The sequence below is a fragment of the Bombella pluederhausensis genome (genome assembly GCF_026385525.1).
GTDB lineage: Bacteria > Pseudomonadota > Alphaproteobacteria > Acetobacterales > Acetobacteraceae > Bombella > Bombella pluederhausensis.
Genome location: NZ_JANIDY010000001.1, coordinates 797646 through 811813 on the forward strand (window position 1 = coordinate 797646; position 14168 = coordinate 811813).

A 14168-nucleotide genomic window follows, 5' to 3' on the forward strand; every position below is an offset into this window, starting at 1 on the left:
CAGCCCCTCAGGCAGCTGGAAGACAAAACAAAAAATAACGGAGCCTCACAAGGTAGGGGCTCCGTTTCTTATCCGGCAGAAAACAATTTTCAGCGCTGATTGGTCGGCGGGCAATCACAGCCACGCGTGGGAGCATTAGAGCGCCGAATGATGTGATGATCGATCCACTCTGATACGAGAAGCCGGGCCTCCGGAAGGGATGATTCCGGGTGATGTATCCGGTACAGAGTGGTGCAGGCTGCAAAGATTTTCATCTCACTCTGCCCCATGTCATGCAGTTCCTGATACGCTGTAATTACGGCGCGTTCGCATTTACGCCCGATATGACCGGTATCAACTTTCATATATCATAACCTCTACGATACCCTGCATTCCTAGGGAAAAACCCTCTACAAGGGAGGGGAAAAACTTTCATTATCCCTATCAATAACAGAGTAAAGCGTCACCAATAAGAGAATGGGCAAAAAAGGCATCTTTGCCCTACCCCTCTCCCCTTCTAACGGGTAGATGTCTCCAAAGGAACCATTTTTCGAAATTACGGAGAGAATAATGCCTGCATCTGGCACAGCATCCAATCTGGGCATCCGCCCCACACAGTGGGACCGTGATGCTGCGCTGACAACGGCGCGCATTCTTCTGGAAATCAAGGCCATCAACTTCCGCCCCAGCGAGCCCTACACACTGACCTCCGGCTGGAAGTCCCCGGTCTATATCGACTGCCGCAAGATCATCTTCTTCCCCCGCGCCCGCAAAAAGCTGATGGAACTGGCTGTTGAAAAAATCGGCCGCCATATCGGCTATGAGAGCATTGACGCCGTGGTGGGTGGTGAGACGGCGGGTATCCCCTTCTCCGCATGGATCGCCGACCGGCTGATGACGCCAATGGCCTATGTCCGCAAAAAACCCAAAGGGTTTGGCCGCAATGCGCAGATCGAAGGTGATGTGCCGGAGGGTATGCGCACCCTGCTGGTGGAAGACCTGACAACAGATGGCGCCTCCAAGATCCGCTTTGCCAATGCTCTGCGTGAGGCCGGGGCTATTGTGGACCATACGTTTGTTGTCTTCTTCTATGGCGTCTTCCCCGGTGCACAGAAGACCCTTCAGGACATGGGCATCAGCCTGCATGCCCTCTGCACATGGTGGGACGTTCTGGAAGCCTGTGCAGATGGCCAGTATTTCTCCGCCGAGGATAGTGCTGAAGTCCGCCGCTTCCTTGAAGACCCATGCAGCTGGTCCAAAGCCCATGGCGGCGTTGGCAGTGCAGAAGAAGCTCTTGCCTTCAAACGCGGCTGATCGTTTCGACTCTCCGTAATCTCTGAAAACAGGGGAAAGAGGACAACAGCTCGTTTCTTCTTTCCCCGTCTGACAATGCCCCACAACCCAAAAGGCAGCCCCATGCCGATCTCATCTTCCTCCCGTATTCTGGTATTTGATTCCGGCATCGGAGGGCTGGGGGTTGTTCAGGCATTACGCAGTCTGGCCCCATCCCTGACTATTGATTATCTCGCCGATACGGCGCTCTTTCCCTATGGTGAGCAGCCAGATGATCTTTTACGGGAACGCATTGCCAAACTTATCTGTCAGGCCTGTGAGCATCTAAAGCCTTCGCTGGTCATTATTGCCTGCAATACAGCCAGCACACTTGCCCTGCCCATTCTACGGGAAAAACTGACACTCCCTATTGTAGGATGTGTTCCGCCTGTTCGCTGGGCTGGGCGGGTCTCCAACAGCCGGACCATCGGCCTTCTAGCCACCAGCGCCACAGCACGGCGCCCCTATCTGAAACAACTTCATGAGGATTTCGCCGCTGACTGCAAGCTGATCGTGCATGGTTCCCGTCATCTGGCCAACATGGCCGAACGGGCCTTCAGAGGGGAACAAGTCGCCCCTGATGAAGTACAGCATGAACTGGCCTGCCTGTTCGAGCAGCCCAACGGACACGACATTGATACGGTAGGACTGGGCTGCACGCATTACACATTCCTGCTGCCCTATTTTCAGCGCCTTGGGCCAGCAGGCATCATGTGGCTGGACCCTGCCCCGGCAGTTGCCCAACAGGCCCTCCGGCGATTGGAAGATACGGCGGAATCTCCGCCACTCTCGGACCTTCCATTACCATCAGACCGTTTTTTCCTGACGGCAGCACCGGCAGAAGGGCAGGACCTCGCCAGCCATATAGCATGGCTGGGCTTCACCAATGGCTGGCAGATTTTCTCTTAACGGGCCCGTTCAACCGTATAAAGCACCGTCTCACGCAGAAGATTCTTCAGATGGCTTTCCGGGAAACAGGCCAAAGCCTCCACCGCTTTTCCGGCATAATCACGAGCACGTTCAATCGTAATACGAATAGCGTCTGTCCGGGCAATGATCTCCAGAGCATGAGGCAAATCTGCCTCCTCCTGCTCATTATCCTCAATCACACGCTTCCAGAACTGACGTTCTTCTTCCGTACCCTGTTCGTAGGCTGCCAGCACAGGAAGGGTGATTTTACCTTCACGGAAATCATCCCCTACGGTCTTGCCCAGAACCTGCTGATCGGCAGCATAATCCAGCGCATCATCCACCAGCTGGAAGGCCATGCCTAGATTGGTACCATACTGCTCCAGAGCCAGCTCTGCCTCACGGTCATGCTGCGCAACTACAGCCCCAACCCGACAGGCTGCAGCAAACAGAGCCGCCGTCTTGCCGTGAATCACTTCCAGATAGCGCTCAATCGGTGTTGAAAGGTCGTTCTGCGTGGACATCTGCAGAACTTCACCTTCCGCAATGGTTGCTGAAGCTGCCGACAGAATAGCCATGACTTCCAGAGAGCCATCAGCCGTCATCAACTGGAACGAACGTGCAAACAGGAAGTCTCCCACCAGCACGGACGCCTTATTCCCAAACAGCGCATTGGCCGAGGCCATGCCACGCCGCAAGGTGCTTTCATCCACAACATCATCGTGCAGCAATGTCGCCGTATGGATGAACTCCACACAGGCCGCCAGACCGATATGACGCTTCTGCCCCTCCTTCTCCCCGTATCCACAGAGACGAGCCGAAGCAAGCGTAAGCAGAGGGCGCAGGCGCTTCCCGCCAGCAGCCACAAGATGCGCACCGAGCTGAGGAATGAGGGGAACAGAGCTCTGCATCCTGTCGATGATGGCCTGATTACAGGCAACCATATCATCAGCAAGATAGGCTGAGAGGGCCTTGAGGGCATCCTCCCCTCTGACCTCTTTATTCATAGCCCCACCGCCGGATGCAACAGATGGCTCTGATGAGGAAGAAACCAAAACGCACAACTCCAGTTCTGCCCCCTCTATCATATCAGAGTTGGCAGTTTTGGAAGGCCATACCCCCACTGCACCATCTCCTTACCGGAAACTTTGGCCGTGGGGCTACGCCCTTCCCTGATTAGAAAACAGTTCCACTCATATGAGCAGCAATAGAGGTATGGTCAAGACAGCTTTCCCCATAAACCGCTCAAATGACAGGTATTTTCTCAGCGTCCCACCTTAGGAGAACACACCACTTTCAAAGGCTTCTTCCCACGTTCCCTGAGTGGAAGCACGGGAATATTCGGTCGCACGATTCTCAAAGAAATTGGTATGCTCGACAGCGTTCAGCATGTCATCAACCCATGGGAGCGGGTTTTCATCAATGCCATAGATCGGGTCCAACCCGAGCTGTGTCAAACGGCGATCCGCAATAAACCGAATGTAACGCTCCACCTGCTGGGCAGACAGCCCTTCCACCGGCCCCATCTCGAACGCCAGTTCAATGAAGGCATCTTCGTGCGACACGGTCTGACGGGCAATTTCCACCAGTTCGGCCCGGAAGTCTTCCGTCCAGATTTCCGGATTTTCCCGGATGAAGGTACGGAACAGCCGGATCATGGAAAGACAATGCAGCGTCTCATCACGCACAGACCACGAAACGATCTGCCCCATGCCCTTCAGCTTATTGAAGCGGGGGAAATTCAGCAGAATGGCGAAGGACGCAAAAAGCTGTAACCCTTCCATAAAGGCCCCGAAGGCCGCCATCGTCTTGGCAATCTCACGCTTGCTGTTGATGTTGAAGGACTGCATGTAATCATACTTGTCCTTCATCTCCTTATACTTCAGAAATGCCGAATATTCAGTTTCCGGCATCCCAATCGTATCCAGAAGATGCGAGTAGGCTGCGATATGGATGGTCTCGATATTAGAGAAACATGAGAGCATCATCAGAACTTCAGTCGGCTTGAAGACCTGACTGTAATACTTCATGTACGCAGAATTGACCTCCACATCAGCCTGCGTGAAAAAGCGAAAGATCTGCGTCACGAGATTCTGCTCGGCTTCAGAGAGCTTGCGGTGCCAGTCTTTCACATCTTCAGCCAACGGCACTTCCTCCGGCAGCCAATGCAGACGCTGCTGGGTCAGCCAAGCATCATAAGCCCAAGGGTAGCGAAACGGCTTATAAACCGGGTTCTCCACCAGAAGATTGGCCTGCTCGGCAGATTCCGGTGCCTGTGGCAATGGGGTGCCGTCTGTCATCTCATGAAACCTTTTTTCCTAGTCAGCTCTCGTGCCTGCCCCCTGAAACATAGGGGGCATCCTCCCAGCCAGCTCACAGGGCTGGGCCATCACCTCCCCTGCCTTACTGGCAGGAGAGACATTCTTCATAGCTCCCGACGCCACTCTCCGCATGGCGTGGTGTCGCCTGAGGAAGATGATCGTCATCGCCCTCCATGATATCACGCTTCACGGCGACATTGGAGACCGTATCAGCCCGCTGGATGGAGAGTGAGCGGCAGTAATAGAGCGATTTCACGCCCTTCTTCCATGCCTCATAATGGATACGCACAAGGTCACGCTTATGCACATCTGCCGGCAGGAACAAATTGACGGACTGCGACTGGCAGATGAACGGCGCACGGTCTGCCGCATGTTCAATGACCCAACGCTGATCAATCTCGAAAGCTGTCTTGAAGACATCTTTCTCATCCTGCGTCAGGAAGTCGAGATGCTGAACCGACCCCTTGCTGAGCGTGATGGAAGACCAGACTTCATCCGTGTCCCGGTCATATTTTTGCAGCAGCTTAGCCAGATGGCGGTTCCGCACCGTGAAAGACCCGGACAATGTCTTCTGAAGGAACACATTGGCACTGATCGGATCGATACCGGGGCTGGAATTACCAGCAATGATGGAGATGGAGGCTGTCGGTGCAACGGCCATCTTGTGAGAGAAACGCTCCTGAATGCCATATTCCGCAGCATCCGGGCACGGTCCCCGTGTCGCAGCGAGCTCACGAGAGGCTGCCGCTGCCTGCGTGGAAATATGCTCAAAGAACTTCTTATTCCACACCTTCGCCATCACACTGCCAAACGGCACCATCTTGGACTGAAGGAAAGAATGGAACCCCATCACACCAAGCCCAACGGAACGCTCACGCATGGCAGCGTAGCGGGCATGTTCCATATCATCAGGGGCGTTATCGATGAAATCCTGCAGTACGTTATCAAGGAACAGCATCACATCCTTGATGAACAGCGGGTCATCCTTCCACTCATCCCAATATTCGAGATTCAGGGATGAAAGACAGCAGACAGCCGTACGGGTCTTGCCGTGCTGGTCGATCCCTGTCGGCAGGGTGATTTCGGCACACAGATTTGACGTCTTGATCTCAAGACCAGCCAAACGGTGATGTTCAGGACGAGCCCGATTCACCGTATCCGAGAACACGATATAAGGCTCACCCTGCTCCATGCGGGCCGTCAGAAGACGGATCCACAGGGCACGGGCAGACACCTTACGAATAACGCTATGATCCTTGGGCGATACGAGCGGCCATTCCTCATCCCCTGCCACAGCCCGCATGAAGTCATCTGTCAGCAGAACGCCATGATGCAGGTTGAGAGCCTTACGATTCGGATCACCCCCCGTAGGGCGGCGCATCTCAATGAATTCTTCAATCTCCGGGTGCCAGATCGGGAGATAGACTGCAGCCGACCCACGACGCAGGCTTCCCTGACTGATGGCCAGTGTCAGACTGTCCATCACTCGGATAAACGGAATCACACCGGATGTCTTACCGTTCCGCCCAATATTCTCACCAATGGAGCGAAGATTACCCCAGTAAGAGCCAATCCCGCCCCCCTTGGCGGCCAGCCAGACATTTTCATTCCAGAGACCAACGATCCCCTCAAGACTATCTTCCGATTCATTCAGGAAGCAGGAAATCGGCAGGCCACGACTTGTCCCACCATTGGAAAGGATCGGTGTTGCCGGCATGAACCAGTGACGGGACATATAGTCATAAATACGCTGGGCATGCCCCTCATCCGCACCATAGCGGGACGCAACACGGGCAAAGAGCCCCTGATATGTTTCGCCCTCCAGCAAATAGCGGTCATCCAGCGTAGCACGACCGAAGGCCGTCAGACGCTCATCACATTCCGGGTTCGTCCGGACAGGGTGGCGCCCCGGAAGCTGTACAACCTGTGGAAAGAGCTCGGGTTCCTCTGGCCCACCCGTCACTTGGGCGGACGTCCGCGCATCATGCATTGTCATGAATCGAGCCCCTCATTTCAGCATCATTTTGGCTTAAAACAGTGCCCTCATCTCCCATGGATGGGAGGAAGATTTCAAGCCTTGTTTTTCATGAAAACTTATGCCTGAGGGAATATATAGGGGTTACGATCAGGAGTGGCACACCATATCTTGTTTAAAGACGCTACCCACCCCAAAATAGGCCATGCTCAGAGCCAACCGCACTGAGCATGGTTCCTCAAAAGTTGATCGGCAAGAATACAGGCCACCATAGCCTCAGCCACCGGAACAGCACGAATACCGATGCAGGGGTCATGCCGTCCCTTCGTTCGCACCTCAACCGGCTCCCCATTACAGTCGATGCTAGGGACCGGTACCAGAATGGAACTGGTCGGCTTTATGGCCATGCGGGCCACAACAGGCTGGCCTGTTGATATACCCCCCAGAATACCCCCAGCATGATTGCTCAGAAACACAGGCTCCATAGGGTTATCAGAGGGGCGGATCGGGTCAGCGTTCTCCGGCCCTTGCAGGCTGGCAACACCCATGCCATCACCGATTTCAACGGCCTTGATGCCATTAATCCCCATCAACCCACCAGCCAGCTCGGCATCCAGCTTGCCATAGACAGGCGCCCCAAGACCGGCAGGAACGCCTTCTGCCACAACCTCCAGCATGGCCCCAACAGATGAACCCGCTTTTCTCACGGTCTCCAGCTGTTCACTCCAGAGAGGCACCATCTCGGCATCGGGTGAGAAAAAGGGATTACGCTCCACTTCTTCCCAGTCCCAGCGGGAGCGGTCCACAGTCTGACCGCCAATGCCGGTTAGGGCCCCACGGATGACGAGCTGTGGCCCGACCAACTCCCGCAGGATGACACGTGCCACAGCACCCGCCGCCACACGCATGGCCGTCTCCCGTGCTGAAGAACGCCCACCACCACGATAATCCCGGATGCCATATTTCAGGTCATAGGCGATATCTGCATGGCCGGGGCGGTATTGCTGAGCAATCTCACCATAGTCACGAGAACGCTGATTCGTGTTCTCAATCATCAGGGAAATCGGCGTGCCTGTTGTCTGCCCTTCAAACACGCCTGACAAAATCCTGACCTCATCCGGCTCACGACGCTGGGTCGTATAACGGGACTGGCCCGGACGCCTCTTATCCAGCCATGGCTGAATATCTTCCTCCGACAGCTTCAGACGGGGGGGACAACCATCGATAACGCAGCCGATGGCTGGACCATGACTTTCCCCCCATGTCGTAACACGCAGCAGACGCCCGAAGCTGTTTTCAGACATTGGCTCTTATTCTCCTGAAGCGAGGGTCATATCAGGGGCTTCAGGGTTCTTCATGCCGATAATGTTATAGCCACAATCCACATGATGAATCTCACCCGTCACACCTGTTGAAAGGTCAGACAGGAAATACAGGCCAGAGCCCCCCACATCCTTCAGGGAAACATTACGCTCCAGCGGGGCATTAACCTGATTCCAGCGCAGGATATAGCGGAAATCGCCAATCCCGTTGGCAGCCAGCGTCATGATCGGCCCAGCGGAAATACCGTTAACGCGAATATTGTCACGACCAAGGTCCACAGCCATGTAGCGGACGGATGCTTCCAGCGCTGCCTTGGCCACACCCATCACATTGTAGTGCGGCATGACACGCTCAGCCCCCAGATAGGTCAGCGTCAGGATAGAGCCACCTTCATTCATCATGGCCGAAGCACGGCGGGCCACTGCCGTGAAGGAGAAGCAGGAAATGTCCATCGCCTGAAGGAACGCCTCACGCGGGGTATCCAGATACCGCCCACGGAGATACTGCTTGTCTGCCCAGCCAATGGCATGGACAACAAAGTCGATCTTGCCCCATTCTTTTTCAATTTCATCGAACGTAGCGTTGATGGCGGCATCATCGCTCACGTCACAGGGCAGAACCATGCTGGACCCGACACTCTCTGCCAGCGGGCGCACACGCTTACCCAGCGCCTCCCCCTGATAGGTAAAGGCAATCTCGGCTCCCTGATCGGCGCAGGACTTTGCAATAGCCCAAGCAATGGAGTTCTTGTTTGCCACACCCATGACAACACCACGCTTGCCAGCCATGAGTGTTCCCTTGGCTATTTCCTGCTGCGCGTGCGCTCCTGTTTCTGACATGGTCAGCCCCCTTGAGGATAATCTTCCATCTAAAATAAGTGGGTCATCTCGTTGCACAAGGATGATCTTACGGCAAGACTTCTCTATCTTTCAGGGAAAAAATTTCCCTTCCCGCCTGCATTGTGTCGGGTAGATGATGCGAAAATGCACCACCATACTGGGTAGCAGTCTATGCGCCGTTACACTCATTTTACCTTTTCAGTCGCTCCTCTCCTCTGGTGCTGGTCGCTTATCGGTCATGCGGCCATGCCGTTGCTGCGCCACCACGCGCGCAAACGGCTCTCAAAAGGCAAAGAAAATCCGAAGCGCCTGCCTGAGCGTTTTGGGCAACCCAGTCTGCCACAGCCATCACCCGGCAGCCCTGTTCTCTGGGTACATGCCGCCAGCGTGGGCGAAAGCCGCTGCATCCTGCCCGTCATTGACCATCTGCTCGCCGATTGTCCCGACCTCACCATCCTCATGACCACGGCGACCCTCACAGGTGGAGAGACCGTGGCTGCTCACCCCGCCACCCGCACAGGTCGTCTCCTTCATCAGCTCTGCCCTTATGATGCGCCCCATCTCGTCAGGCGCTTCATGGCCTTCTGGCAGCCTGTGGGGCTGGTACTAACAGAAAGCGAGTTATGGCCGGGAATGCTCTGTTTATGTCAGGAAAAGCATATTCCTGTAATGCTGCTTAATGGCCGTCTATCCACCCGTTCCAGAAAGCGCTGGCATCTGGCGGCACCGCTCCTACGGTCCCTCCTGCACCCCTGCCGCTGGATCATGCCGCGCAACGAAGAAGACGCCAGAGGCTTTGCCCGATTCGGTATCGGGCCTCTCTTGCCTGCCGCTGACCTGAAAGAAGATGCTCCCTCACCGTCTTTCAACCCGGACGATGCGAAAAAGCTTCACCATACGCTGGGTCATCGGCCTGTTTTTCTCGCCATCTCCACCCACCCCGGTGAAGAAGACATCATCGTAGAGGCAACATTGAAGGCACAACGGAGCCGACCTGACCTCCTGACCATCATTATTCCCCGCCATCCTGAACGTGGGGCAGAGCTTGCCCGGCGCTTTCAAGCCCCTCGCCGCTCAACAGGACACATGCCAACCGACCAAGATACCTTCTGGATTGCCGATACCCTAGGTGAAGTCGGCCTCTTTCTGACCATTGCAGAACGTACCTTCATAGGGAATTCACTCTGCTCTCCCGGTGGCGGACACAATCCTCTGGAACCCCTGCATTTCCGGCGTCCTACAGCCATCGGCCCCTACATGCAAAACTGGCGTACCCTCTGTACCCAACATGCTTCTTCCCTTCACAAAATTGACAGTGCTGAGACTCTCACACACTGGCTGATAGAAACCGACCTCCCCCTCCCACCTGTTCCCCAACGCAATGAAGCCTGCAGAAAGGCAGCTCGCCATATTAAGGACATAATTATGCCTAATAAGGCATTTTGATGAGACTGACTGCGCCATCCTTTTGGCATTCCCCTACTCCAACAGGACTATCGAACCTTCTGCTCCCCCTCAGCAGAGTGACCAGCCATCTTACCCGGCACCGTCAGACAAAACCGTCTCTCAAGCTTCCTGTTCCTATTCTCTGCTGTGGCAACATTACCGTGGGTGGAGCAGGTAAAACCCCCCTGACCCTTCATCTGGCTCAGAAGCTCATCCAAAGAGGTCGCAAACCGCACGTCATTACCCGTGGCCATGGAGGCCTCTCCAAAAAGAATGGGCTCGTCCGGCCGGAACGGGATAGGGCCATTGATATTGGGGATGAAGCGATGCTTCTGGCCCAGCTGGCGCCGACATGGCGTGGCAGCAGCCGGCAAACCAATGCCTTACATGCCGTTGCGGCTGGGGCAGACTGCCTGCTGCTTGATGATGGCCTGCAAGACCCATCCCTGCATAAGGACATGTCTATCCTAACCATTGATGGTCCAGCAGGTTTTGGCAATCAACGACTTCTGCCCGCAGGGCCACTGCGTGAATCCCTTGCCGATGCTTTGCCCCGGCTGGATGCCGCTGTCATTTTTGGTGAAGACTCCCACCATATTGCCCGGCAACTTCCTGAAGATATGCCTCTGCTAAGAGGGCGCCTTTCTCCAACAGGTGATATCCAGAAACTAAGAGGGCAACAAATCATCGCTTTTGCCGGGATCGGCCGCCCACAGAAATTTTTCACCACCCTTCAGGAAGCCGGTCTTACCATTCTCCGGACCCTTACCTTTCCCGACCATCATATCTATTCTGATCGTGAGCTGAAAAAGCTGGCGCAGCTAGCCCATGCACCTGACACCATTCTCGTTACCACTGAGAAAGACCTCGTTAAATTACCTCCTCTTTTCCAGCATTTTGTAACGAGCATCGCCATTGAACCTCACTGGGATAATCCGAACATAGCGGATGAACTGCTTGACCGTTTTCTTACCGCCTGAACCAATAAGGCATGATCCATCATCTTGAAGCATGGGGGCTAAAAGGGCTCCTCTGGTGTTCCAGCTGCCTCCCGCCCCATATTGCCTCCCGCCTTGGCGGTCTCCTGGCCCGCTTTGTTGGGCCGTATATGCCTGTCTCCCATATTGCGGACGTCAACCTACGCCGGGCCTTTCCGGCTATGTCCCCCCGGCAAAGACAACACATCATTCGTGACTGCTGGGCCAACATAGGCAGCACACTGGCTGAACTCCCCCACCTTGCTACCCTTCCAGCCCGTTCGGAAGCAGGCCCTGGCTGGAATGTACTCAATGATGAAATTCTTCATGCAGCACGAGCAAGCGGCAGGCCTGTCATTTTCTTTTCCGGGCATCTCGGCAATTGGGAACTCATGCCCCTGATCGTGGCCCGATACGGCCTCTGTTTCTCACCGTTCTATCGTGCCCCCAATAATCCGCTAGTGGACCGCCTTCTCTGCCAGCTACGCCGTACCATTACGGGAATGCCCGTTTCCTTCTTTCCCAAAGGCAGGCAAGGCGCTCTTGAAGCGGTCCGCCATCTTACCAAAGGCGGTCATCTTGGGGTTCTAGGCGATCAGAAAATGAATGACGGGATTGAAGTCTCCTTCTTTGGTCATCCCACTATGACAGCACCAGCGGCGGCGGCCCTTGCCATCCGGTTTAATGCCCTCATCGTGACGGGACGGGTCTGGCGGGAAGGCCCTGCACGCCTTGTTCTTGACGTGTCATCCTGCCTTGACCCTCAGACACTACCTTTTGCCTCATCCCCACGGCAGGAAAAAATCCAACTTTTAACCCAGCAGCTTAATGACGAGTTGGAACGCTGGATTACCGAACGTCCGGCAGACTGGCTCTGGCTGCATCGGCGATGGGACAAGTCCCTCTACAAAAGAAAGAAAAATTAATTTTTCTCTAGCCATGCACTGAAAACATGGTAGGATTGCAAAATAAGAACAAACAGGGTCGCCAGCCTTCCTACTCACTCTTACATGGCGCGCTCCGGCACTCCTGATTTGTTCACATAGTGATGCGACAGGGATCATACCCTGCTCTCATGGAGGAGATGCTGACATGGCTCAGAAAGCGTTCCGCGTGGCAGAACAGGCCACAATCCCTGCTTCCAACCGGGACACCACAGGTATCGTCATTCCCTTCCGCCAGAAGCTCCTCCCCCGCCACCGTCACTATCTTGCCCAGTGGCTCGCCGCCAGTGAAAGAATGGGCATTCTGGATGCCTCAATCGAAGCGTCACCAGAGCAGACAGACACCACACCGAACCTTGTAGTCGTATGGGTGCGGGAAAGCGCTGACCCGGCCTACATCGTCAGCATAAACGGCCCGCAATGGGTCCTCACTGACTGCCTGCGGAACAACGAGCTGGGCCGCTACACGGACCTTGCGGAAGCCCTGCATACGATCCGGCCCGTTCTTCCTCTCCAGCAGGACAGCGCCGCCTCCTGCTAAGCCTCGCATTCATTTTCTACCCATGAAAAAGCCCGCCTGAATGAAGAAGCGGGCTTTTCCTTATGTCAGCAGTCTGTTCTGTCCGATGATATCATCAGGGCGTGGCACCACTCCCATGCGCCTGACGGCTTGGTGACCACACAGCAATATCACCAGAAGCAGTCTTTGGCGCTGCATGATCGGCCTGCCGGGCCGGGGACCATACGGCTACAGCAGATGGTGCTGATACTGACGCAGATGACGATTTTACCGATAATGTAGATGACGGGGTCAGATCACGTGATGCCGGAACAATCATCTGGCTGCCGCCGCCCGGTGCAATCTGATAGATTCCCAGAGCTCGAATCACTCGACCATCTGACCGCAAATGGAACAGGCCATTCACGCCGATATAGCCTTTTGGCTGGGTCAGTGTCGCTACATCCAGCTTATTCTGACGAATCAACGCCCCGGCCAGAGCAGCCGCATCATAGGCAAAGTCCGCTACCGGCGAAGGCTTCTGATGATAGACATTCTGGTAGCTCTGCACATAACCACTACGCTGGTGCTCATCAAACGCCACATACCACGCTCCACGCAGGTCGCCCAGTTTGCCATCAAAGGCACGCCACAGCATGGGACCAAGGATACGGACCTGCGGAATGAGGAGCTGATCGCTCTTGAGTACTTCAATAACTCTAGCCAGACCCAGGCCAGTATCTCCGAGAAGCAGAGCATCAAAAGGCGGTGGAGTGACAGATGCCTCCTGATGATCTGCCGCACTGGACGGAGAGGCAGGCGCCGCTTCGCCTCCATTCTCATTCAACGGATCAGCAGCGGAAGGACCGTTATCCTGCTGCGCCCCTGACGTATCGGAGCTAGCAGCAGGTGCAGGAACAGACCTATGGCTCAACTGAGCCAGCTTCTGCGCAATATCATCTGCCTCACCATTATGAAAAACAATCTGCGGCACTTCCAGCCCCGCTTCCTGACAAGCCAGTGTCAGCCCCTCACCCATGGAATGCCCTAGAGCCGTATCGGGCAGAAACGCTGCAAAGCGCTTCCGACCATCCAGCCGGGCCGCATCCACCAGACGACGCACCTGCTGCTCTGGCGTCAGCCCCATGACCCAGACACCCGGCCGGGCCTGCGAGACGTCACTCGTAAAGGCCAGCTCTGGCACATTGGCCGGCTGAAGAACGGACGCCACAAGCTGCGTATCGCCTGTCGTCAGAGGACCGAGCACGATCCTGTCCCCGGCATCCAGCGCCATCTGTGCCGCATGAGCCGGACCTTCTGGTGCAGCACTATCAAACACATCCATAGCAGGACTCTGACCTTCTGGCAGGGCCAGCCGGGCCGCATCCCGCATACGCTGCCCAATAGCCGCATGAGAACCACTGAGAGGCACGATCAATCCCACACGGGCTGGCTTTTCAGCCGGTGCCGGCGGTGCGGCCGTTGGCGTTACCCCTCTGTCACCCTCACCACTCCCGGAGCAGGCTCCCAGAAACAGAAAAATACCCGCCGCCAGCGTAGCCCAGCTGTTTCCTCTCTTGCCGAGCCCCCGCCTGTCACGGCTATAAAGGCCTGAGCGGCTCAT

General features: G+C 55.5%; 13 protein-coding genes. 6 read left to right on the forward strand and 7 right to left on the reverse strand.

Annotated features, from left to right (window positions below; translation table 11 throughout):
• Window positions 1–89: 89 nt before the first annotated feature.
• Window positions 90–344 carry a hypothetical protein gene (locus NQF86_RS03570; RefSeq protein WP_266116220.1) on the reverse strand — a complete coding sequence of 85 codons (255 nt, stop codon included), beginning with the start codon at window positions 342–344 and terminating at the stop codon, window positions 90–92.
• Between the two features lie 205 nt (window positions 345–549).
• Between NQF86_RS03570 and NQF86_RS03575 the strand changes: the two genes are divergently transcribed.
• Window positions 550–1293 (forward strand): orotate phosphoribosyltransferase, encoded by a 744-nt coding sequence (locus NQF86_RS03575; protein ID WP_052349051.1) that lies wholly within the window; start codon window positions 550–552, stop codon window positions 1291–1293.
• 102 nt (window positions 1294–1395) lie between these two features.
• Window positions 1396–2220, forward strand: a complete 825-nt coding sequence (murI, locus tag NQF86_RS03580; protein ID WP_266116221.1) for a glutamate racemase — start codon at window positions 1396–1398, stop codon at window positions 2218–2220.
• On the opposite strand, the gene NQF86_RS03585 is transcribed toward murI, so the two are convergent.
• The 5 genes from NQF86_RS03585 to fabI all read right to left on the reverse strand — a co-directional run bounded on the left by NQF86_RS03585 (window position 2217) and on the right by fabI (window position 8678).
• Window positions 2217–3227: a polyprenyl synthetase family protein gene (locus NQF86_RS03585; protein ID WP_266116222.1), complete on the reverse strand. Its 1011-nt coding sequence runs from the start codon at window positions 3225–3227 to the stop codon at window positions 2217–2219. The genes murI and NQF86_RS03585 overlap by 4 nt on opposite strands.
• A 270-nt stretch (window positions 3228–3497) precedes the next feature.
• A complete protein-coding gene (locus tag NQF86_RS03590; RefSeq protein WP_266116223.1) occupies window positions 3498–4520 on the reverse strand; it encodes a ribonucleotide-diphosphate reductase subunit beta in 1023 nt (340 codons plus the stop codon).
• A 103-nt stretch (window positions 4521–4623) separates the two neighbouring features.
• Complete coding sequence (locus NQF86_RS03595) at window positions 4624–6531, reverse strand: ribonucleoside-diphosphate reductase subunit alpha (protein ID WP_407652862.1); 1908 nt, start codon at window positions 6529–6531, stop codon at window positions 4624–4626.
• A 194-nt stretch (window positions 6532–6725) separates the two neighbouring features.
• Window positions 6726–7820, reverse strand: a complete 1095-nt coding sequence (gene aroC / locus NQF86_RS03600) for a chorismate synthase (protein ID WP_266116225.1) — start codon at window positions 7818–7820, stop codon at window positions 6726–6728.
• Window positions 7821–7826: 6 nt separating this feature from the next.
• Complete coding sequence (gene fabI, locus NQF86_RS03605; protein ID WP_266116226.1) at window positions 7827–8678, reverse strand: enoyl-ACP reductase FabI; 852 nt, start codon at window positions 8676–8678, stop codon at window positions 7827–7829.
• Window positions 8679–8849: 171 nt separating this feature from the next.
• On the opposite strand from fabI, the gene NQF86_RS03610 reads away from it, so the two are divergent.
• The 4 genes from NQF86_RS03610 to NQF86_RS03625 all read left to right on the forward strand — a co-directional run bounded on the left by NQF86_RS03610 (window position 8850) and on the right by NQF86_RS03625 (window position 12586).
• Window positions 8850–10124, forward strand: coding sequence for a 3-deoxy-D-manno-octulosonic acid transferase (locus NQF86_RS03610; RefSeq protein WP_266116227.1), 1275 nt, complete (start codon window positions 8850–8852; stop codon window positions 10122–10124).
• Entirely contained in the window at window positions 10124–11104 is a 981-nt protein-coding gene (lpxK, locus tag NQF86_RS03615; RefSeq protein ID WP_266116228.1) for a tetraacyldisaccharide 4'-kinase, read from the forward strand. The genes NQF86_RS03610 and lpxK overlap by 1 nt, the downstream gene beginning before the upstream one ends.
• Before the next feature lie 11 nt (window positions 11105–11115).
• Window positions 11116–12027, forward strand: a complete 912-nt coding sequence (locus NQF86_RS03620) for a lysophospholipid acyltransferase family protein (protein WP_266116229.1) — start codon at window positions 11116–11118, stop codon at window positions 12025–12027.
• A gap of 166 nt (window positions 12028–12193) precedes the next feature.
• Entirely contained in the window at window positions 12194–12586 is a 393-nt protein-coding gene (locus NQF86_RS03625; protein ID WP_266116230.1) for a hypothetical protein, read from the forward strand.
• Between the two features lie 94 nt (window positions 12587–12680).
• Here the strand turns inward: NQF86_RS03625 and NQF86_RS03630 are convergent, their stop codons facing one another.
• Window positions 12681–14168 (reverse strand): penicillin-binding protein activator, encoded by a 1488-nt coding sequence (locus NQF86_RS03630; protein WP_266116231.1) that lies wholly within the window; start codon window positions 14166–14168, stop codon window positions 12681–12683.